This window comes from Haloferax massiliensis (genome assembly GCF_001368915.1).
Lineage (GTDB): Archaea > Halobacteriota > Halobacteria > Halobacteriales > Haloferacaceae > Haloferax > Haloferax massiliensis.
Map to the genome: position 1 here is coordinate 77037 of NZ_CSTE01000003.1, position 19595 is coordinate 96631.

The window sequence follows — 19595 nt, forward strand, 5'->3', positions numbered from 1 at the left end:
CCGTCGGTGTGTCGCTGTCGAGCATACGATTTTAGGTCTACCTAAAAACACAAAAGGTTTACTGCAATATATATTTTAGTGAAAATAACGGAACAGCGCGGCCGCTCTTCGGTCGCCGCGGCCCGTTCGCGGCGGTTGACTCACCGGCCGCCGGCCCGCTCGCCTCACGGACGCGGTCGGATGTTCGGACTCGCGTCGAGTCGTCCCGACGACTTAGCTCGCTTCCGCTCGGTGGGCCGTCGTCACGAGTGGAGCGTCACCCCCGGAACGCGGCGCGATGGCCGCGAGGGACCGTCCGAATCTCGGTTGGCTGCCATACTTTTAGGCTAGCCTAAAACACAATAAGGATTCTGGCGGACCGCGTCGCTCGCCGCCGAGCGAACGCGGGGAAAAGCGGGGCCGCGAGGTCGGACCGGGTTACAGGTTACCGTTGGCGATGTCTGCGACGCGCTGGGCGTCGAACAGGCGCTCGTCGGCGTCGTACAGCGTCCGCGCGAGTCGGTCCGTCACGACGAGGTTCGTGATGGGGCCCTGATAGAGCGCGCCGGCGCGGTAGACGTCGCCGTTCTTGACGGCCGTGAGTTCGCTCGCGACCTGGTGGTTCTCCATGAACGAGATGACAGTGTTCTGGAACTCCTCGCGTGTCTTGGCCTCCTGTCCGCGCAGGAGGATTACCTCGGGGTCCACCTCCAGAAGGGTCTCGAAGTCGACCGCGCCGCGGTTGCTGTAGAAGTCCTTCACGTCGGTCGCCGCGAGCGCGTCGTCGACCTCCAGGTCGTTGAGGTGCTTGAAGCTCGTCCCCTCGTCGATGATGTAGGGGTAGAACTCCTCCGGTTCGTCGCCGCCGCCCCAGACGACGGCGGCCGAGGGCCGCTCGCCCTCCGCGGGGAGGACCGACGCGAGGTTCGACTGGAACTCCTCGTGGACCCGCTCGAACGCCTCGAAGCGTTCCTCGCGCTGGAACACCTGTGCGAGCTTCTCGAACGCCTCGTAGAGGCTGTAGTAGCGGTAGTCGTCGTGCCACGCGTAGCTGCGCGAGAAGATGCTGTTGCCGAAGAACGGCCCGACCTGCGTGCTGATCTCCTCGATATCGGCCTCGCTCCACTGGCCGCGGTTCAGGAGGAAGTTCGGGTCGGCGATGTGTACGTCGGCGTTCAGCTCGTAGAACTGCTCTTTGCCGACGCCGCTGTCGCCCCACAGCTGGCGGATGGACGACTTGTCGACGCTCACGTCCGGAATCTCGTCGTAGTACTGCGTGTGGTACCGGCCGGGGAGCCAGACGCCCATCGGCGCGTCGAGACCGAGCGCGACGCCCATGTCGGCCCAACTGCCGTTGTTCGCGATCCACGTCTCGGGAACCGAGTCGAAGGCGACCTCGCCGACCGGCTCTATCGACACCGAGTAGGACTCCGACGCCTCGGTCGCCGTCTCGGTTTCGGTCTCGGTCTCCGTCGCCGCGCTCGTCGTGGTCGCGGCCGCGGTCGTCTCGGCCTCGGACTCCGTCGTCGTCTCCGACCCGCTACCGCCGGTACAGCCGGCGAGCAGGCCACCTGCGACGACTGCCCCGCCGTATCGCAGGTACTCGCGCCGCGTCGATTCCCGTCCGCTTTGTCCGTCGTTTGCCATGTCTTTTAGGCTTGCCTAAACAGTTAAAACGTCTTCGGAATTTAGGCGGGCCTAACCACCCTCGCGCGGCGGGGCGGCTCAGTCCGCCGCGTCGACGGGCGCTCTGACGGCGAGCACCGAGAGGTCCGAGTACGGCGTCGAGTCGGGGCCGCTCCCGCCGGCCGAGTCGCGCAGGTCGCCGAGCGTGGTCCGGGTGATTCGCTCGTCGTCGTGGGTCAGTCGTTCGAGTACGAGCGCGTCCAGCGACGCGTCCGCGCCCGAATCGAGGAGGAACTCGGCGATGTCCCCCGGCATCCAGTCGAACGGCCGCGGCAGGACGAGCAGGTGGCGCTCGCCGACCGCCTCGGCCAGTCGGTCGAGGTCGGCGTCGAGCGACCCGCTTTTGTGGAGCGTGACGAACCGCGTGTCCTCCATCGGCGTCCGGGCGCGACTCGCGGCTATCTGGAGCGACGAGATGCCCGGAATCACCCGCACCGGTCGCTCGACGGCCCGCTGGACCTTCCCGAGGAACTGGTAGCCCGAGTGGTTCGGGTCGCCCATGAGCACCGCCGTTCCCCGGTCGCCGGCCGCGACGCGCCGCCCGAACTCGGCCAGCGCGTCGGCCTCGTCGGCGTAGCCGCAGGTGAGCAGGTCGGCGTCGGTCTCGCCGGCGACGAACTCGACGACCGTCTCGAAGCCGACGACCACGTCGGCCTCCCGAATCGCCCGCTTCCCGCGAGGTGTCAGGTACTCCGGGTTGCCGGGGCCGACGCCGACTGCATAGACCGGCGCGTCAGTGTCTTTATCCATGCTCTGCTCGGGAGCGGCGGCCGCGAACGTCGCCGGGTCCGGCCCCGAATCGAGGTCGTACGGGTCGTTCTCGTCCTCACTCATGGTCCCCGAGGTCAACGTCGCCGTTGCGCACGTCGCTGGCGACGTGAATCAACTCGTTCGTGAGCGCGGCCGCGAGACCGCTCCCGCCGCGTTTCCCGACGTTCGTCACCGCCGGAACGTCGTACTCGTCGGCGATGTCGCGGACGCGCTTCCGGCTCTCTTCGGCCTTCACGAACCCGACGGGCGTCGCCACGACGGCCGCCGGACGAGTCCCGTTTTCGATGCAGTCGCAGAGCGCCAACGCGGCGGTCGGCGCGTTGCCGACGACCGCGATTGCGCCGTCGTAGACGCCTTCCTTGTCGAGTTCGAGCACCGCGGCCGCGGTCCGGGTCATGCCCGTCTCGGCGGCGAGGTCCGCCCCGTTGCCGATTGCCTTCCGCACCGGGCAGTCGTGGCCGCGGCCGGTGATGCCGGCTTTCGCCATCGTGATGTCGGTCACGATGGGGCGCTCGTCGAGGACGGCCCTCGCGCCCGCGACGACCGGGTCGTTCTGGCACCGGATGAGGTGCTGGAACTCGATGTCGCCGGTCGAGTGGACCGCTTTCTGCCGCAGTCGGTCGGTCAGCGTCTCGTCGGGCACGAACGTCCGGACGATGTCCATGCTCGTCTCCGCGATGTCCATCGCTTCCTGCGTCGTCGCGCCGAGGTCGGCGTAGGCGTCTCGTTCAGTCATCGGATTGGGTCTGCGTCATGGCGTTCGTCGTGTTCGCTTCGAGGTCGCCCTCCACGGAGAGGTTGATGTCCTGCAACCGCTCTCGCACGTCGTCGTCGGCGTCCCACAGGTCGCGGTCGATGGCTTCGAGGAACGTCGCGGTGATGCTTTCGAGCGCCCACGGGTTCACGTCGCGCATCCACTCCTGTCGGTCCTCGTCGAAGGCGTAGGCGTCGGCGAGACTCTCCCAGAGCGTGTCGCTGACGACGCCTGTGGTCGCGTCCCAGCCGAGCGCGACGTCGACCGTGGTCGAGAGGTCGCCCGCGCCCTTGTAGCCGTGTTCCTCCATGCTGTCGAGCCAGTCGGGGTTGAGGACGCGCGCCCGCATCGCCTTGCGGACTTTCTCCTCGTTCGTGTAGACGCTGACGTTGTCGGGGTCGCTGGAGTCGCCGACGTACGAGGCCGGGTCGCTCCCCGAAATCTCGCCGACGGCGGAGACGAACCCACCGTGGAAGGCGTACCAGTCCGAGGAGTCGAACTCGTCCTGCTCGGCGGTGTCCTCGATTTTCACCGTGGCCTCGACGCCGCTCAGGCGGCGCTCGAAGGCGTCGTGGGCCTCGGTCACCTTGCCGCGACTCCCGAGGGCGTAGCCGCCCCACTGGACGAACACGTCCGCGAGGTCGCTCCGGTCGTCCCACTCGCCCTCGTCGACGGCCTTGTTCGTCCCCGCGCCGTAACCGCCGGGCGTCGTCGTGAACACGCGGTGTTTGGCCAGTGTCTCGGCCTCGTCGGCGTCGACGCCCTCCGATTCGAACTCGGCGGCGTCCTCCTCGACGTGCTTTTTCACGTAGTTCATCTCGTGGGGTTCGTCGAGTTCGACCACCGCGTCGACGGCGTCGTTGACGACGCTCGCGGCCTGCGGGAACGCGTCGCGGAACAGCCCCGAGACGCGGGTGGTCACGTCGATTCGCGGGCGGTCGAGTTCGTCCAGCGGAATCGGCTCCACGTCGTCGACGCGGCCCGCGTCGGTCCACACCGGTTCGACGCCCATGAACGCGAGCACCTGCGCGATGGTCTCGCCGCGGGTCCGGACCGTCGGCGTCCCCCACGCGACGACCCCGAACTCCTCGGGGTACTCGCCGTGGTCGTCGTAGTGGCGGTCCAGAACGCCCTCGGCGACGCGCTCGCCGACGCTCCACGCCGGCTTGGCCGGGACTTTCCGCGGGTCGAGCGTGTAGAAGTTCCGCCCGGTCGGGAGCAGGTCCACGCCGCCGCGGGTCGGCGCACCGGAACCGCCGGGCCGGACGTACTCGCCGGCCAGCGCGTCCGCAGTCTGAGGAATCTCGGCTTCCGCGGCCGCGACTCGCGGGGCCGCCTCGTCGCAGATGAACGCCAGCACCTCGCGCAGGTCGTCGTGCGCGCCCCGCTTGGCTTTCGCGTCGCCGAGTTGGTCGATATCGACCACGAGCAGGTTCATGTTCACCTCGTCGTCGGGGCCGGCGTCGACCTCCGACTCGGGCACGTCGAAGCCGCGGTCGGCGAGTGCGGAGACCAGTTCGACGCACTGGTCGTAGACGCGGTCCGCGGCCTCCGAGAGGTACATCCCGAGGTCGTCGTCGTACGTCCCCGGTTCGTCCCGCATCCGGTCGTAGTCGACGCCCATGACGCCCGCGACGCTCTCGCGGAGACTCGGCGTGTCGGCGTTCGGGAGCCGAGTGAGCGCGACGAGGTACTCCACGAGCCGGTCGCGCTCGGGCGGTTCGCCCATCGTGTGGAGGCCCATCCGAATCTGCGTCGTCTTCACGTCGGTCAGGTACTCGTGGACGCGCTCGACCAGTTCGTCGAAGTCGACGGCGTCGGCATCGACGCCGGAACCGGAATCCGCGCCGCCGATGGCGTCACCGACCGCGTCGGCGTCGTCGAACCCGAGTTCGACCGCGAGGTCGAGGTCGTCGACCGCCGCAACGAGGAGTTCGCGGAGTTGGTCGCCGCGCTCGGGGCGGGCCTCGTCCATGCCCGCCTCGCGGTACTCGCGGGCGAGTTCTTCGAGGTCCGCGAGGTCGTCGTAGGTCCCCGCCGTGCGCATGACCGGCGTGAGGTAGTCCACGATGGCCGCGTACGACCGGCGCTTGGCCTGCGTCCCCTCGCCGGGGTTGTTGATGATGTACGGGTAGACGTTCGGGAGGTCGCCGACCAACTGGTCCGGCGCGCTCTCGCCGTTCAGGCCGACGGTCTTGCCGGGGAGCCATTCGAGACTCCCGTGGGTGCCGAGGTGGACCACGGCGTCGGCGTCGAACTCCTCGCGGAGCCACGCGTAGAACGCCACGTAGTCGTGCGGCGGCTGGAGGTCCGAATCGTGGTACACCTTCGAGGGGTCCATCCCGAACCCGCGCGGCGGCTGGACGGTCACGAGAACGTTCTCGAACTCGACGCCCGGAATCGCGAATGGTCGCTCGGGCGGGTCGCCCCACTCCTCGACGACGTTGTCGCGGAAGCGGTCGTCGGCGTCGGCGAACCAGTCGGCGTACTGGTTCGGAGACACCACGTCGACGCTCAGGTCTCGCACGTCCTCGGGGGCGACCCAGCGGTCGTCCAGCGTCAACTGCGAGGTGAGGTCGTCGATGAGCGCCTGCCCGTCCGCGGGGAGGTCGCCGACGGCGTAGCCTCGACTCCGGAGTTCGGACAGGAGGTTGACCGTGCTCTCGGGGCTGTCCATCCCGAAGGCCGTCCCGATGCCGTCGTCGCTCGGCGGGTAGTTGTGGAGGACGACCGCGACGTTCTTCTCGTCGTTCGGCAGGTGGCGGAGTCGCGCCCAGTTGACGGCGAGGCGGGCGACGTGGTCCACGCGGTCCTCGATGGGGAAGTGCTGTTTCGGCGCGCTCCCGACGCCCGCCTCGTCTTCCATCCGCTCTTTCCCGCTTATCGGGTGGGTGATGACGTTGCCGTCGAACTCCGGGAGCGCGACCGACAGCGCGAGTTCGAAGCCCATCACGCCCGTGTCGCTCGATTCGTACCGGCTTCGAGAGCGCATGGTCGTGATTGCCTGCAACACGGGAACGCCGAGTTCGGTGAGGAACACGTCCTCGGCGGCCGCGCCCTCGTCGTCGGCGTCGCGGCCGCGCTCGCTCATCGACAGCGAGAACATGAAGGAGCTGACGACGGCGTCCACGACGGGGCCGTCGTCGTCCGAAAACCAGTTCCGGGCGACCCACTCGGCGTTCTCCTGTCCCTCCTCGTCGGTCGCGGGATTGCAGAACGCCGGGAGGACGTTCGCGCCGAGCGATTCGAGTCGCTCCACGAGCGCGTCCACGTACCGGGTGTTCGCGTGCGTCCAGTGGGACTCGTAGAACCAGACGCCGATGGTCGGCTTGTCGGGGTCGTGGGTGTCGAGCAGTTCGTCGTACTCGACGCCGGGGTAGTCCGGGTGGTAGACGCCCTCGGTCGGGAGTTCGACCGGGTCGTCAACCTCGGTCTCGACGCCGGCGTACTCGGCGGCGAGGAACCGACAGAGGTTCTCGACGTTCACCGCGCCGCCGCGGTCGAGGTACTCGCAGACGCGCCCGCGGTCCGCGTCGGAAACGGTCGTGTCCTGCCGCGCGAAGGCGTCGCCCGTGGCCTTGACGACGAGCGGCACGCCCGCGGCTTCGAGTCGTTCGACCGCGTGGTCGTAGCCGGGCATGCTGTCTTCGGCCCCGTGGAGCCAGAAGACGGCCGCCGTCGCCGACTCCAACTCGTCGACGAAGGCGTCCGCGTCGGTCACGTCGTCCAAATCGCTCGCGGAGCGGACGACGAGGTCGATTCCGTCGAGTCGGCGCGCGGCCCGCTGGACCGCGCCCAACTCGTTTTCGGTCGCTGTGTACAGTCCGATTGTCGGTGTCATTGATAAAGTGTTATTGTCTTACTGCAACTACGATTTCGCATTCGATGACGACTCAGACGCTTCCGTTCTCGGCTATCGTCGGGCAAGACGAACTGAAACGGGCGCTGTTGGCCGTCGGGGCCGACGACGACGTCGACGGCCTGCTCGTCCGCGGCGAGAAGGGAACCGCGAAGTCGACCGCGGTCCGCGCGCTCGCCGACCTCTTGCCCGAACAGGCGGTCGTCGCGGGCTGTCCGTACGGCTGTCCGCCGGACCCGGACGACCCGGCCCGCCAGTGTGACTCCTGTCGCGCCCGCGACGACCACGAGGTCGAACATCGGCCGGTCCCGCTCGTAACGCTCCCGCTCGGCGCGACCCGCGACCGGGTCGCGGGCACGCTCTCTGTCGCCGACGCGCTCGACGGCGAGGCGTCGTTCGACCCCGGGCTCTTGGCTCGCGCGAACCGCGGCATCCTCTACGTTGACGAGGTGAATCTCCTCGACGACCACCTCGTCGACCTGCTTTTGGACGCGGCCGCGAGCGGCGTCAACCGCGTCGAACGCGACGGGGTGAGCGTCGAGCACCCCGCCGAGTTCACCCTCGTCGGGACGATGAACCCCGAGGAGGGCGACCTCCGCCCCCAACTCCGGGACCGCTTCGCCCTCCAGGCGACCGTCGTCGGCAGCCGCGACATCGACGACCGGGTGGAGATTATCGACCGGGCGCTGGCGCGCGGCGACGACCCGGAGACGGTCGCCGACGCCCACCGCGAGGAGACCGCGGCGCTCGAAACCGCGCTCCGCGAGGCGACCGACCGCCTCGACTCGGTCGCCCTCCCGGCCGAGTTCAAACGCGACATCGCCGAACTCTGCGTCGACGCCGGCGTCGAGGGCCACCGCGCCGACATCGCCATCGCCCGCGCGGCCCGCACCCTCGCGGCGCTCGACGGTCGGACGAAGGTGCTCGAAAGCGACGTGCGCGAAGCGGCCGCCCTCGCGCTCCCGCACCGACTCCGGAGCCGCCCGTTCGACGACGACCCCGACCTCGACGACGTGCTCGACGACCACTTCGACGAGGACGCGGACCGGGACGACTCGGGCGATGGAGACGGCGGAGACGACGCCAGCGATGGCGACCGCGCGAGCGACGGCGGAGACGGCGAAGGCGACGCCGAGAGAGACGACGCCGGGGGAGACGATGACGGCGACGCCGCGGGAGAGGCTCCCGGCTCCGACGCCGGGAACGACGATACCGGCGGCGACGACCGAGACGGTGGAGTCGGCGGAGCCGACGAGAGTGGTGCCGAGAATGGCGATTCGGAAGACGGAGCTTCCGAAGACGGCGACTCCGGTGACGCCCCCGACGAAGCGACCCCGCTTCTCCCCGGCCAGAACCGGGCCGCCGTCGGCGACACCGAGCGCCCGCCGGTCGAGGACGCGGGCCTCGACGCGGAGACGCCGGGCGACGGAAGCCGCGCCGCGGTGCGGGAGTCGCGGCAGGGGCGAGGCTCGCGGGTGCGAACCGAACCGGCGACGGAGACCGACGACATCGACGTTCCGGCGTCGGTCCGGGCCGCGGCCTCGGCCGGTCGGTCCCGCGTCACCCGGTCGGACCTCAGAACCGCGGTCGCCCGCGGGTCGGCCGCGACGCTCGTCGTGTTCGTCGTGGACGCGAGCGCGTCGATGCGCGCCGCGATGCGGCGGGCGAAGGGTACCGTGCTGTCGCTCCTCGAAGACGCCTACGAACAGCGCGACGAGGTCGCGTTCGTCGCGGTCGCCGGCGACGACGCCGAGGTGTTGCTCCCGCCGACCGACAGCGTCACGCTGGCGGCGCGGCACCTGAAGGAACTCCCGACGGGCGACCGGACGCCGCTTCCGTCCGGGCTGGACGCCGCCCGTCGGGTCATCGACCGCTCGGACGCCGACGCCGCGCTCGTCGTCGTCGTCACCGACGGCCGGGCCAACGTCGCGGACGGGAGCCCGACCGGACAGACCCGGTCGGCGGCGCGGGGCCTCGCCGCCGCCGACGCTTCGGTCGTCGTCGTCGACGCCGGCGACGACGGCATCGGCGTGACCGACATCCTCGTCTCCGAGACGGGCGCGCGGCGCATCCCGCTTTCCGACTTGTCGGCCGAGCGGGTCGCCGAGGTCGCGCGCTCCGCGGACGGGCAGTAGTCGGGGGTCGGTCGTCTCGTTTCGCATGGTGTCTCCTATCGAATCGGTCGCGTTCGGAGTCGGTACGCCCCGCGCGTGACGCCCTCGTCGTGGTACTCGACCGGCTCTTCGACCACCGCGAGGACGCCCCCGCCCGCGGCGACCGCGGTCGGGATGCCCGGGAGGTCGTCGGTCCGGACGTGCCCCGCCGTCGCATCGAACGTGTGGACCCCGTGGCGGTCGGCCTCCCGCTCCCGGAAGTGCTGGGCGGACGGCACGAACACCCGCGGGCCGGCGGCGACGGCCGAGCGCGCGAACCCGCCGGTGTCGCGGGTCCACAGGCGCTCGCCCCCGTCGACCGAGACGCCGACCGCGGTGTGTTCGTCGGGGTGTCGCGCGTCCGGGTCGCGGGTCGACTCGGCGAACGTGTTCCCCGTGACGAAGGCGGCGGCTCCGTCGGCGACGCAGACGTGGGTCGGATAGGCGTAGACGGTCTCGTCGCCGACGCGGCGCTCGGTGGCGAGGTCGAGTCGCCACCGCTCGTTCCCCTCGAAATCGAGGAGATAGCCGCGTTTGTCGCCGTGGCTGGCGACGGCGAGCGCGTCGCCCGCGAAGGCCACGTCGCCGACCCGTCGGTCCCCGTCGGTGCCGGGGTCCCACGACGCGACCCGTCCCCCGGTGTGGGCGTCGAGGAGCACGAGGCCGTCCTGTTCGGAGTTCGGACAGCGGTTGTACGCGACGGCGACGCGGTCCCCGTCGGCGGCGACCGCGATGGGCGACGCGTGGACCCGTCTGCGCCACGCGAGCCGCCCGTCTCGGTCGAACCCGAGAACGACGCTCCGCCAGACTCTGTCCTCGCCGTCGCGTTCGTAGCGCCGGGCGGCGACGACGACCCTGTCACCCGTCACCGCGAGGTCGACGACGTAGGGTCGGAAGAACAGCGAGTCCTTCGTCGCCGTACCCACGTCGTCGGCCGTCGCGTACGTCCAGCGCGCGTCGCCCGTCTCGGCGTCGAGGACGCGAACGAGTCCGTCGCCGCCGCGCTCGCCGACGACGAGAACGTCGTCGGTGGCGGCCATCGACACGACGGGATTGTCGCCGCGCGTCTCCCAACGTTCGCCGCCGTCGGATGCGGAGTCGGCAGCAGTCTCCAGCGCGACGACGCGGCCGGCCGCGGTTCCGACGAAGACGGCGTCTTCGGTCGCTTCGACCGCGGAGCGCGCCCAGTTGTGGCGACTGCTCGCGGGGTCGACTTCCCCGAGGTCGCGGCGGGCCGTGAGTGGGGACGGAGCCATCGGAACTCAGTCCTCGACGGGGAAGGCGTCGTGGAGCGTGTGGTGCGCCTCTCCGAGGTCGTCGAGCAGCGAGTCGGTTCCCTCGCGGACGCGGCGAAGCGACCGTTCGGCGTCGCGGACGGCGACGAGTCGCCCGCGGAGGTAGCCGGCTCGCGGGTCGTCGTCGTCGATTCGCGTCGCCTCCTCTTCGAGGTCGACGAGCGCGGCGTCGAGGTGTCGCTGGGCCTCGTCGAGGGTGGTCGCGTTCGCGAGCGCCCGAATCGGGCCGGGGTCGGCGTCGCCGAGGTAGTCTTCGAGTTCGGCTTCGGCGTGTCGCTTCGCGTGTTCGTCGGTCGTTCCGGTGATGTTCAACAGCGCCAGTCGGAGCGCTTCGAGTTCTGCGCAGGCCATGGTTAGAGTGATTGGTGGACGAGGTTCGAGACGATGCGGTCCCGTTCGAGGTGGGACGAGACGATGCGGTCGGTGTCGTCGGGCGTCACGCCGCCGTACCAGACGCTGTCGGGGTAGACGGCGACGATTGGGCCGTCACCGCACTGGCCGAGACACGAACTCCGCGAGACGTGCACGTCGCAGTCATCGGCGTCGCGCACGCCCTGTCTGAGTCGTTCGAGGACGGTCGCCGCCCCGCTCGCGGCGCAGGTCTGGTTCGTGCAGACCGCGACGTGTTTCTCGGGGGCGTCGTGGACGTGCGGGTCGTCGTCGACGTCGCTCCGGTCGGCGTGTTCCGCCTGATGGACGAGCGAGCGGAGCATCGCCCGAGCGCCCCCCTCGTCGTCCTCGTAGCCGGCGAGTTCGACCTTGTACTTGCAGGTGTCGCAGGACATCTCGACGCTTCCCGTGCGGGCCTCTCGGTAGCGGTCCGCGAGCGTCTCGACCACTCGGTCGTCCGTCCCGAGCGGTCCCGACGCGCCGGCGTCGACGTAGGGGTACTCCTCGTCGAACGTCTCGGCTTTGTCCACGATTCGCCCCGTCAGCACGCCGTCGCCGAGCATGTACGGGAGGACGACGACGGCGTCCGGGCGGTCCCTGGCGACGGTGTGAAGCGTCTCCTCAAGTCGGGGCGTGGTGACGCCGATGAACGCCGATTCGACCCGGGTGAACTCCCGGCCCTCGTACAGCAGGCGCGCCAGTTTGTGCACGTCGCCGTTCGAGTCGGGGTCGCTCGACCCGCGGGCGCAGAGCACGACCGCCACGTCGTCGTCCTCGCGGTCGACGCCGAGGTCGGACTCGACCGCTCGCGCCCGCTCGTCCAACAGGTCCACGAGCGAGGGGTGGATGCCGAGATGCGACCCGAACCGGAACTCGGTGTCGTCGTGGGTCGCGCGGGCCCGCTGGACCGCCAGCGGCACGTCGTTTTTGACGTGGCTCGCGGCGAAAAGCGAGAGGGGGACGACGGTCATCGTCCGGCAGGTCGGGGCCATCGACTCGATCGCGTCGTCTATCGACGGCTCGGCGAGTTCGATGTACGCCGCGTCCACCGGGACCGACAGCCGCGATTCCAGCTTCGCGGCGAGCGTCCGCACCTGCTCGTTCGACTCCTCGCGGCGCGAACCGTGGCCGACGAGGAGCACCGCGTCGTCGTCGAGCACCGGGTCGGGCCGTTCGAGACTCATGCGTTCTCGGCCTCTTCGAGGCTTCGGACGAGCTTTCGACGCCGCGTCGGCGCGAACAGGCTCGTCTCGTCGCTTCCCTCGTAGACCCACTCGCCGAAGTCGGCGGCCGCGTCGTCGTCGATACCGAACCAGTAGCCGCCCGAGGAGGTCTCCCCAATCTCGCCGGTCGGCGCGTCGACCGGGCAGGCGTCGAGCAGTCGGTCCACGGTGTCGAGGAGCGCCCGGTCGTCGTGGACGAACGAGATGCCGACCGTCCCCGTCGAGGACTTGAAACAGACCGTCCCGCAGGATTCGAGGAGACCCCGAAGGAGCTGTTTCCGCCGGTCTTCGAACGCGTCGAAGCGGTAGCCGCCGGCGTCGTCGCCGACGGGGAGGCCGAACGCGGCGCTCGCGCTTCTGACCACGTCGCCTTCGACCATGACGTGGTACTCGTCTTTGACGCGGGTGACGGCGGTGTTGTGGGCGTACTCTCGTGCCGTCTCTCGGCGGTCGATTTCGCCGCCGCCGGCGATGACCGCGAGGCGGTTCGCGCAGGTCTCGTCGCCCGTCAGCACCGTGAACTGTCCCGGCTCGACGCGGCCGCCGCCGGCGACGTGGCCCCACAGGTACGCCGTCTCTGGCGCGCTCTTCAGGAGGTCGTCAGCGGGGGCGACGCCGGAGTCCACGCTCGCGTCCGAGTCGGCGTCCGCGGCCGAACCGTCGGCGTTCGCGTCGCTCACGCGTCCACCTCCCGGACCGAAATCGCGCCCGGCGGACAGGCTCGCGCCGCGAGCGTCGCGTCGTCGTCGTCCGCCTCGGCGTCGCCTTCGAGGAGGGCGACGACGCGCTCGTCGGTTCGCTCGACGCTTACGACGCCGGCCGCGTCGGGGTCGATTGTGGCGAGTCCGTCGTCGTCCTCGACGAACCGGCCGTCGCGGGCGAGACAGGCGAAGATGCCGTCGCAGGCGTCTCGGTCGATTGCGATTTCGAACATCTCAGTACTCGTACTTCTGCTCGTAGCCCCGGGGGGTCACCATCCGGTCGTCCCAGACGTACGTCTCCTCGTTGCCGACCAGCAGCGTCGTCGTCATGTCCACGAGGTCGGTCTCGCCGAGGTCGGGCAGGTCGCCGAGTTCGACGATTTCGACCTCCTCGTCGTCGCGGCCCGCGCCGTGGACGACGCCGACCGGCGTGTCGGGCGCGCGGTGTTCGAGGAGAATCTCGCAGCACTTCTCGTAGTTCGACCGGCGCTTGCGGCTCCACGGGTTGTAGATGGCGATGGTGAAGCCCTCCTTGGCGGCCGCGTGGAGCCGCGATTCGATGGTCGGCATCGAGGTCAGGTGGTCCGAGAGGCTGATGGTCACCGTGTCGTTGACCAGCGGCGCGCCCAGTCGGGCCGCGCAGGACTGCGCCGCCGGGACGCCCGCGACCACGTCGAAGTCGACCATGCTCGCGGTCGCGCCCTTCGATTCGAGGATTTCGAGCGCGAGGCCCGCCAGCGCGTAGACGTTGGGGTCGCCGCTGCCGACGATTGCCACGTCGTTGCCGGCGAGCGTTCGGTCGACCGCCTCTTCGGTCCGGGAGACTTCGCCGCACATCGGCGTCGAGTAGATGTCTTCTGCCCCCTCGACGACGTCGTCGGGGAGGAGTTCGATGTAGGTCGTGTAGCCGACGATGTGGTCGGCCTCGCGGAGGGTGTCTTTCGCCAGCGTGGTCATCTCGCTCGCGCGACCGGGTCCGAGGCCGACGGCGACGAGTTGCCCCGGTTCGCCGTCGAAGTCCTCGATAGTGGCTTCGACCTTCTCGGCGGTCTGTTCCTTCTTCGATTCGCCCGAACTGCCGCCGCACTTCGAGGACGACCCGCCGTCGGATTTCGAGGACGACGCGCCGCACTTCGAGGTCGTGTCCGACTCGGCCTCCGTCTTCGCCCCGCCGCACTTCGATTCCGATTCCGATTTCGATTCGGTCGTCGCCCCGCCACAGTTCGATTCGGTTGTGGTGTCTGAGTCGCTCATGTGTTAGAAGTCGTCGACGTCGCGCCCGCCGCGGGGCGTGACGAGGTACGTTTCGTAGTCGTTGCTCCAGGGTTCGGTCTCGTGGGTCCCGATGAGAATCGAGGTTCCCATCCCGCCCACGTCGTCGTCGTGGGCTTTCGCGTCGCCGAGGGTCGTAATCGAGAACGTCTCGTCGTCCAGATTCCGGCCGGCCTCGCCGCGGCCGGCGTCGTTGAAGATGCCGACCGGCACGTCGTCGGCCCGCTCCTCGCGGACCACGTCGATGGCGCGTTCGTAGTTCCGCCAGCAGTTGTACAGGACGATGACGAAGCCGCTGATGGCGGCCGCGCGCAGTTTCTCCTCGATTTCGTCCCAGCCGCGCCACTTGTCGGATAGCGAGACCGTACAGAAGTCGTTCGACAGCGGCGCGCCCATCATGGCCGCGCCGCCGAGCGCCGCGGTGACGCCGGGGACGATTTCGATGGGCACGTCGGTCGCCTCGTCCGTCTCCGCCATCGTGAACACGAGGTCGGACTTCCCGTAGACGTTCGGGTCGCCGCCGGAGACGTGGACCACGTCCTCGCCGTTTCGGACGCGCTCGAACGCCTCGCGGGTCAGTTCGACCTGCTTTCCCATCGACGAGCGGACGACCTCCGGCCCCTCGTCGCTCTCTTCCGGCGGGAGGGTTCCGTCGTCGCGGAGGAACTCCTGATAGAGGTTCGACGCGACCACGCAGTCCGACGTCGAGATGAGTTCCTTCGCCCGCTTCGTCATGTGGTCCGGGAGGCCGGGACCGATGCCGACGACGTAGAGCGTCCCGTAGTCGTCTGGGACCTCGTTTCGGCCGTCGGAATCGGTCGCCGATTCGTCGCGGCCGCCGGCCGTCGATTCGGGTTCGCCGCCGTCGCTCATCGTCCCACCGCCACGGTCACGGCGTCGTCGTAGCGCCGCTTTTCGACGACGAGTTCGTGGTCGCGGCCGCCGGCGATGGCGCTCGCCTCGGCGATACCGGGCCAGCCGATGAGTTCCTTCGACCGCGAGGGCGTCGGCCCCTCGAACTCGGTGAGGGTCTCCTTTTCGAAGTAGACGACGCCCGCGCCGATTTCCTCGGCGGCGTCGAGCATGCCGGGTTCGTCGGCCTTCCGCGTGCCGGTGGCGACGAACTCCACGTCGTCCCAGTCGCAGTCGGCGTCGTCGAGCGCCCGTTCCCACGCCGTCAGGAACTGTTCTTTCTTCGCGCCGGAGACGCTCCCGGTTCCGAGGACGACGCCGTCGTCGCCGTTGCGCTTCAGGACGGTCACGTCGTCGCCGACGAGCACCGCCTTCGGGCCGTCGAGGCGAGCGACGGGACCGAGTTCGTCGTTGAGGACGGCGAGGTTCGTCGCCACGGTCGAATCTCCGTTGACGACGTGGGAGTCGAGCGCCTTCGCCTTGCTCTCGACGCCCTGCTTGCCCGCGGCCTCCGAGGCGGTCGTCATCGCCGGGACGGCCCCGAGCTTCGAGAGGTCGTGGGCGACCTGATTCGCGCCGTGGTGGCCGCCGGTGAGCGGAATCGCCCACGTCAGTTCCTCGTCGACGACGACGACCGCCGGGTCTTCCCACTTGTCGTCGAGGAGGCCGGCGGTCTTCCGCATGGCGATGCCGCTGGCCATGAGGCCGACGAAGCAGTCGTACTCGCCCCAGTGGTCGGCGAACACGTCGCCGTGGTACGTGAGGACGTCTATCCGGTCGTAGTCGTCCGCGAGGTCCCGCTTGATTTCCTCCGCCGTGTCGAGCTTTCGCTCGAAGCTGACGATGGCGATTTCGTCGGCGACCTCGCCGTCGCTGTCGGGAGTGCTACAGTGGCCGCCTCCGGAGTCTGTCGAGTTGTCGCTCATTGTGTCTGCCCCTCTGTTTCAGAATCCGGTTCGTCGTTCGGTGCGTCGCCGCCGCGGGCCCAGTCGCCGTAGAGGAACGACCGCTCGTAGTCCGAGCCGTTCACCGCCTCGCCGATGATGACGAGCGCCGAGGCGCGGTAGCCGGCGTCTTCGACCTTTTCGCCGATGGTCTCGATGGTGCCCTCGATGACGTCTTCGTCCGGCCACGAGGCGTGGTAGACGACCGCGACGGGCGTGTCGGGGTCGTGGCCCTCGTCCAGCAGGCGGTCCATCGTCTCGGCGACGGCGTGGGTCCCGAGGTAGATGCAGACCGTGGTGTCGCCGAAGCCCACGAAGTCGCCGATGTGGTCTTCCTCGGGCGAAAGCGTCCGGCCCTGCGGCCGGGTGAAGACGACGTGGTTCGACACCTCGTTCAGCGTCAACTGGGTGCGGAGCGTCGCGCTCGCGGCGAACGCCGAGGTGACGCCGGGGACGAGGTAGCTCGGCACGCCCGCCTCGGCCAGCGCGTCCATCTGCTCCAAGGCGGCCCCGTAAATCGCCGGGTCGCCGCTGTGGAGTCGGACGACGGTCCGACCCGACTCGTAGGCGTCGGCCATCAGCGGAATCAGTTCTTCGAGGTCCTTGCCGACGCTGTTGACCTGCTCGGCGTCGGCGCAGAACTCGTCTAGGAGTTCGCTGTTGACGAGCGACCCCGCGTGAACCACGAGGTCGGCGTCCTCGACGAGTTTTCTCCCGGCGACGGTGAGCAGGTCCGGGTCGCCCGGTCCCGCGCCGACGAAGGGGATTCCCTCCTCGTCGGTGAAGCCGGTGTCCGCGTCGCCGTCGACGCTCACGCCGACCCCCCCGATTCGACGCCGTCGAACGCGGCGGTCGCCACGTCGCGCTCGACGCCCTCGCGCTCCGCGTAGGCCAGCGTGTAGTAGTCGCGTTCGGCGAGTTCCTCGGGGTCGTCGGTGACGACCGTCTCGCCCTGTTCCATGAACAGCCGGCGGCCGAACCGGACGTCGTAGCCCGCCTCGGTCAGCTTCTCGTGGGTCGCCGGCGCGTCGGTGACCTTGAACAGCACCATTCGGTCGGGGCCGGTCGGCGCGGAGCCGTTGGCGGCCTCGCGGAGCGCGAGCCCGGTCCCGGACTCGATTTCGACGCCGAGCGCGGTCGCGAAGGCCGTCATCGCGCTCACGCCGGGGACGACTTCGAGGTCGACCTCGGGGTGGAACGCGTCGAGGGTGCGGCGGAGGTGGCCGAACGTCGAGTAGACGTTGGGGTCGCCGAGCGTCACGAACGCCACGTCCTCGGACTCGGCGCGGGCGGCCACCTCGGCGGCGGCCTCCTTCCACGCGCGGCGGAGTTCGTCCGGGTCGCGCGTCATCGGGAAGTCGAGGTCGCCGATACGCTCCTCGGGGACGTGGTTCAGCGCGACCGTCCGGGAGAGGCGGCCGGGCGAGTAGACCACCGCCGCAGATTCGAGCAGGCGCTTCCCCTTGACGGTCACGAGGTCGGCGTCGCCGGGGCCGAGACCGATGCCGTAGACGGTCATAGCCCCTCCGCGCCGCGTCGACCGACGACGACGTACACCGGGTTGTTCGACCGGAAGCTCGTCGCGCCGGCGAGTTCGTAGCCGTGGCTCACCTGCATCTGGACGACCTCCGAGAGCAGGCCGCGCTCGCGGAACGCCTCGATGGCGTCGCCGGCGGGTTCGACCCGCGAGACGTTCATGACGACGCGGTCGACGCCGGTGTCGACGGCGTGGTCGAGGACGGCATCGAAGTTCCGACTGCCGCCGACGAACATCGCGTCGGCGTCGTCCGGGAGGCCGTCGGGAGCCTCCGCCTCGCGGAGCGTCACGTCGGCGTCGTACTCGTTCGCCGCGAGGTTCTTCCGCGTCACGTCCAGTCGGTTCGGTTTGCGCTCGACGGCGGTCACGCGCTCGACCCGCCGGGCCGCCTCGATGGTGACCGAGCCGGTACAGGAGCCGACGTCGACGAAGTGGTCCGTCGGCCGCAAGCCGAGTTTGTCGAGCGTGACCGCTCTCACCTCCGGTTTCGTGGGCCCCGCCTTGGCGTCGTGCGGGAGCGTTACCTGTGACATTCGACCTGACAATCCCGGCGCTGTTTGAAAACAATTGTGCTTGGAGTATAGCAAATCAACTTTCATAAAATCGCCCCGCCGAGTTATTAAATCTGAATTGCCCAAACACAATCTCGGTTGTTCTCGAAAGTTTTACAACTGTGCTTGGTTTTCATCAACCCGAGTTTACCATGGCTACGGCGAACACCGTCAACGGTCGCATCGAACGCGCTCGAACCGAGCTGTCACCCACGCAGATGGCCGCGGGAGCCCTCTTTATGGCCGCGCTGGGCTTTACGCTCCTGTTCGTGCAGGACCCGCTCGTCCACGACTCGCTGCACAACTTCCGCCACGCGGCCGGCATCGCCTGCCACTGACGATGTTCGCCGAGTACCTGACTCGGGGGGTGAAGGCGGGGTTGGTCGCCGGACTGGTGTTCGGCCTGTTCATGGCCGTCGTCGCTAACCCCCTCGTCGGCTACGCGGACGAACTGAACCACGCCGCCGTCGAGGAGAGCGGTCACGCCCACGAGGCCGAAAGCGCCCACAGCCACGGGACTGACGGGAGTCACAGCCACGACTCCGAAGGCACCCACGCCAGCGAGAGCGGTGGCCACCACGATACCGCGGTGTCGATGGCAGTCACGAAGGCCGTGAGCGTCGCGGCCGGCGGCCTGTGGGGCGTCGTGCTCGGCGGCGCGTTCTTCGGGGTCGCCTTCTTCTTCCTCGAACCCGCGATTCCCGGTCCCGACGCCGCCAAGAGCTACCTGATGGGGCTCGCGGGATTCGTCACCGTCTCGGGCGCGCCGTGGCTGGTCCTCCCGCCGGTCGCGCCGGGGGCGGAACAGTCGCTTTCGGTGGCGACGCGGCTCCCGCTCTACGCCGGGATGATGCTCGCCGGGGCGCTCGCCTGTCTCTCGGCCGGCTACGCCTACACCCGCCTGCGCGAGTCGAGCGGCCTCGCCGCGGCCCTCGTCGGCGCGGCCGTCCCGTTCGGCCTGCTCGCGGTGCTCGCGGTCTTCGCTCCCGAAAACGCGGTTCACGGGGCGCTGTCGCCGACGCTCGAAACCGGGCTCACCGGCCTGTTCGCGTTCGGACAGGTCCTCCAGTGGCTGGTCCTCGCGGCGGCGCACTCGCGGCTTCGGCCGTCGAGCGAGTCCGAGCCCGAACCGGCGATTCCGACCGCGGGCCGGGACTCGGCTCCCGCGGCCGACTGATGCGCGACCGAACCGACGAGGTCCGCGAGCACGGCTTTACGGACCACGTGTTGGTCTGTACGAACGGTCGGGACTCCGAGTACGCCGACTGCGCCGAGGCCGACGGCCCGGCGGTGTACGACGCGGTGACCTCGTGGTTGCGCGACCGCGGCGTCTTCTGGTCGCGGGTTCAGGTCGCCGAAACGAGCTGTCTCGGACTCTGTAGCGCCGAGGGGGCCGCGGTCGCCATCCACCCGCGGAACCGGTGGTACTCGGACGTTCGCCCCGGGGACGTGCCGTCGCTGTTGGCCGACGAGTTCGGCCCCGACGCGTCGAACCTCGGCGTTCGACCCGACCGCTGACCGCCGACTCGCCGACACCGGCGGCCGCGACGCGCCCGTCTCACCACCGT

19 protein-coding genes are annotated in these 19595 nt (G+C 69.5%); 4 read left to right on the forward strand and 15 right to left on the reverse strand.

The window, feature by feature from the left end; genetic code table 11:
• Positions 1-417: 417 nt before the first annotated feature.
• From BN996_RS13965 to cobN, 4 genes are all read right to left on the reverse strand, one after another.
• The gene (locus tag BN996_RS13965; RefSeq protein WP_089780069.1) at positions 418-1626 is read right to left on the reverse strand and encodes an ABC transporter substrate-binding protein; all 1209 of its coding nucleotides are present in this window, start codon (positions 1624-1626) and stop codon (positions 418-420) included.
• Positions 1627-1704: 78 nt separating this feature from the next.
• Positions 1705-2499, reverse strand: a complete 795-nt coding sequence (locus BN996_RS13970) for a cobalt-precorrin-7 (C(5))-methyltransferase (protein ID WP_089780071.1) — start codon at positions 2497-2499, stop codon at positions 1705-1707.
• The gene (locus BN996_RS13975) at positions 2492-3172 is read right to left on the reverse strand and encodes a precorrin-8X methylmutase (RefSeq protein WP_089780073.1); all 681 of its coding nucleotides are present in this window, start codon (positions 3170-3172) and stop codon (positions 2492-2494) included. Before BN996_RS13975 ends, BN996_RS13970 begins: the two co-directional genes overlap by 8 nt.
• Complete coding sequence (gene cobN, locus BN996_RS13980; protein ID WP_089780075.1) at positions 3165-7031, reverse strand: cobaltochelatase subunit CobN; 3867 nt, start codon at positions 7029-7031, stop codon at positions 3165-3167. The genes BN996_RS13975 and cobN overlap by 8 nt, the downstream gene beginning before the upstream one ends.
• A gap of 44 nt (positions 7032-7075) precedes the next feature.
• On the opposite strand from cobN, the gene BN996_RS13985 reads away from it, so the two are divergent.
• The gene (locus BN996_RS13985; protein WP_089780077.1) at positions 7076-9184 is read left to right on the forward strand and encodes a VWA domain-containing protein; all 2109 of its coding nucleotides are present in this window, start codon (positions 7076-7078) and stop codon (positions 9182-9184) included.
• A gap of 35 nt (positions 9185-9219) precedes the next feature.
• Here BN996_RS13985 and BN996_RS13990 read toward each other — a convergent pair whose 3' ends face one another.
• The 11 genes from BN996_RS13990 to cbiT are packed head-to-tail and all read right to left on the reverse strand — an operon-like array spanning position 9220 to position 18009.
• Entirely contained in the window at positions 9220-10458 is a 1239-nt protein-coding gene (locus tag BN996_RS13990; protein WP_089780079.1) for a PQQ-binding-like beta-propeller repeat protein, read from the reverse strand.
• Between the two features lie 6 nt (positions 10459-10464).
• Positions 10465-10848 carry a DUF3209 family protein gene (locus BN996_RS13995; RefSeq protein ID WP_089780081.1) on the reverse strand — a complete coding sequence of 128 codons (384 nt, stop codon included), beginning with the start codon at positions 10846-10848 and terminating at the stop codon, positions 10465-10467.
• 2 nt (positions 10849-10850) lie between these two features.
• Positions 10851-12071 carry a CbiX/SirB N-terminal domain-containing protein gene (locus tag BN996_RS14000; RefSeq protein ID WP_089780094.1) on the reverse strand — a complete coding sequence of 407 codons (1221 nt, stop codon included), beginning with the start codon at positions 12069-12071 and terminating at the stop codon, positions 10851-10853.
• Complete coding sequence (locus BN996_RS14005; RefSeq protein WP_089780096.1) at positions 12068-12790, reverse strand: cobalamin biosynthesis protein; 723 nt, start codon at positions 12788-12790, stop codon at positions 12068-12070. Before BN996_RS14005 ends, BN996_RS14000 begins: the two co-directional genes overlap by 4 nt.
• On the reverse strand, positions 12787-13044 hold the full coding sequence (locus BN996_RS14010; RefSeq protein ID WP_089780098.1) for a ferredoxin: 258 nt from the start codon (positions 13042-13044) through the stop codon (positions 12787-12789). The genes BN996_RS14005 and BN996_RS14010 overlap by 4 nt, the downstream gene beginning before the upstream one ends.
• A gap of 1 nt (position 13045) precedes the next feature.
• A complete protein-coding gene (cobJ, locus tag BN996_RS14015; protein WP_089780100.1) occupies positions 13046-14065 on the reverse strand; it encodes a precorrin-3B C(17)-methyltransferase in 1020 nt (339 codons plus the stop codon).
• Positions 14066-14068: 3 nt separating this feature from the next.
• Positions 14069-14956, reverse strand: a complete 888-nt coding sequence (locus BN996_RS14020; protein WP_089780102.1) for a precorrin-3B C(17)-methyltransferase — start codon at positions 14954-14956, stop codon at positions 14069-14071.
• The gene (gene cbiG, locus BN996_RS14025) at positions 14953-15921 is read right to left on the reverse strand and encodes a cobalt-precorrin 5A hydrolase (RefSeq protein ID WP_089780105.1); all 969 of its coding nucleotides are present in this window, start codon (positions 15919-15921) and stop codon (positions 14953-14955) included. Before cbiG ends, BN996_RS14020 begins: the two co-directional genes overlap by 4 nt.
• Positions 15918-16754, reverse strand: a complete 837-nt coding sequence (gene cobM / locus BN996_RS14030; protein ID WP_089780107.1) for a precorrin-4 C(11)-methyltransferase — start codon at positions 16752-16754, stop codon at positions 15918-15920. Before cobM ends, cbiG begins: the two co-directional genes overlap by 4 nt.
• Positions 16751-17458: a cobalt-factor II C(20)-methyltransferase gene (locus BN996_RS14035; RefSeq protein ID WP_089780109.1), complete on the reverse strand. Its 708-nt coding sequence runs from the start codon at positions 17456-17458 to the stop codon at positions 16751-16753. The genes cobM and BN996_RS14035 overlap by 4 nt, the downstream gene beginning before the upstream one ends.
• Positions 17455-18009 (reverse strand): precorrin-6Y C5,15-methyltransferase (decarboxylating) subunit CbiT, encoded by a 555-nt coding sequence (cbiT, locus tag BN996_RS14040; protein WP_089780111.1) that lies wholly within the window; start codon positions 18007-18009, stop codon positions 17455-17457. The genes BN996_RS14035 and cbiT overlap by 4 nt, the downstream gene beginning before the upstream one ends.
• Positions 18010-18179: 170 nt before the next feature.
• Here cbiT and BN996_RS14045 point away from each other — a divergent pair, with 170 nt between their 5' ends.
• The 3 genes from BN996_RS14045 to BN996_RS14055 are packed head-to-tail and all read left to right on the forward strand — an operon-like array spanning position 18180 to position 19545.
• Positions 18180-18365, forward strand: a complete 186-nt coding sequence (locus BN996_RS14045) for a CbtB domain-containing protein (RefSeq protein WP_089780113.1) — start codon at positions 18180-18182, stop codon at positions 18363-18365.
• Between the two features lie 2 nt (positions 18366-18367).
• Entirely contained in the window at positions 18368-19204 is an 837-nt protein-coding gene (locus BN996_RS14050; protein ID WP_089780115.1) for a CbtA family protein, read from the forward strand.
• Entirely contained in the window at positions 19204-19545 is a 342-nt protein-coding gene (locus BN996_RS14055) for a (2Fe-2S) ferredoxin domain-containing protein (protein WP_089780117.1), read from the forward strand. Before BN996_RS14050 ends, BN996_RS14055 begins: the two co-directional genes overlap by 1 nt.
• Positions 19546-19595 lie beyond the last annotated feature (50 nt).

Excerpts from the sequence above, each read along its gene's own strand:
- BN996_RS14045 (WP_089780113.1), top strand. The coding sequence starts at position 18,180 with ATGGCTACGGCGAACACCGTCAACGGTCGCATCGAACGCGCTCGAACC.
- BN996_RS13965 (WP_089780069.1), bottom strand. The coding sequence starts at position 1,626 with ATGGCAAACGACGGACAAAGCGGACGGGAATCGACGCGGCGCGAGTAC.
- BN996_RS14050 (WP_089780115.1), top strand. The coding sequence starts at position 18,368 with ATGTTCGCCGAGTACCTGACTCGGGGGGTGAAGGCGGGGTTGGTCGCC.
- BN996_RS14020 (WP_089780102.1), bottom strand. The coding sequence starts at position 14,956 with ATGAGCGACGGCGGCGAACCCGAATCGACGGCCGGCGGCCGCGACGAA.
- BN996_RS14010 (WP_089780098.1), bottom strand. The coding sequence starts at position 13,044 with ATGTTCGAAATCGCAATCGACCGAGACGCCTGCGACGGCATCTTCGCC.
- BN996_RS13975 (WP_089780073.1), bottom strand. The coding sequence starts at position 3,172 with ATGACTGAACGAGACGCCTACGCCGACCTCGGCGCGACGACGCAGGAA.
- cobJ (WP_089780100.1), bottom strand. The coding sequence starts at position 14,065 with ATGAGCGACTCAGACACCACAACCGAATCGAACTGTGGCGGGGCGACG.
- cbiG (WP_089780105.1), bottom strand. The coding sequence starts at position 15,921 with ATGAGCGACAACTCGACAGACTCCGGAGGCGGCCACTGTAGCACTCCC.
- BN996_RS13985 (WP_089780077.1), top strand. The coding sequence starts at position 7,076 with ATGACGACTCAGACGCTTCCGTTCTCGGCTATCGTCGGGCAAGACGAA.
- BN996_RS13995 (WP_089780081.1), bottom strand. The coding sequence starts at position 10,848 with ATGGCCTGCGCAGAACTCGAAGCGCTCCGACTGGCGCTGTTGAACATC.
- BN996_RS13970 (WP_089780071.1), bottom strand. The coding sequence starts at position 2,499 with ATGAGTGAGGACGAGAACGACCCGTACGACCTCGATTCGGGGCCGGAC.
- BN996_RS14035 (WP_089780109.1), bottom strand. The coding sequence starts at position 17,458 with ATGACCGTCTACGGCATCGGTCTCGGCCCCGGCGACGCCGACCTCGTG.
- cbiT (WP_089780111.1), bottom strand. The coding sequence starts at position 18,009 with ATGTCACAGGTAACGCTCCCGCACGACGCCAAGGCGGGGCCCACGAAA.
- BN996_RS14000 (WP_089780094.1), bottom strand. The coding sequence starts at position 12,071 with ATGAGTCTCGAACGGCCCGACCCGGTGCTCGACGACGACGCGGTGCTC.
- BN996_RS13990 (WP_089780079.1), bottom strand. The coding sequence starts at position 10,458 with ATGGCTCCGTCCCCACTCACGGCCCGCCGCGACCTCGGGGAAGTCGAC.
- BN996_RS14055 (WP_089780117.1), top strand. The coding sequence starts at position 19,204 with ATGCGCGACCGAACCGACGAGGTCCGCGAGCACGGCTTTACGGACCAC.
- cobN (WP_089780075.1), bottom strand. The coding sequence starts at position 7,031 with ATGACACCGACAATCGGACTGTACACAGCGACCGAAAACGAGTTGGGC.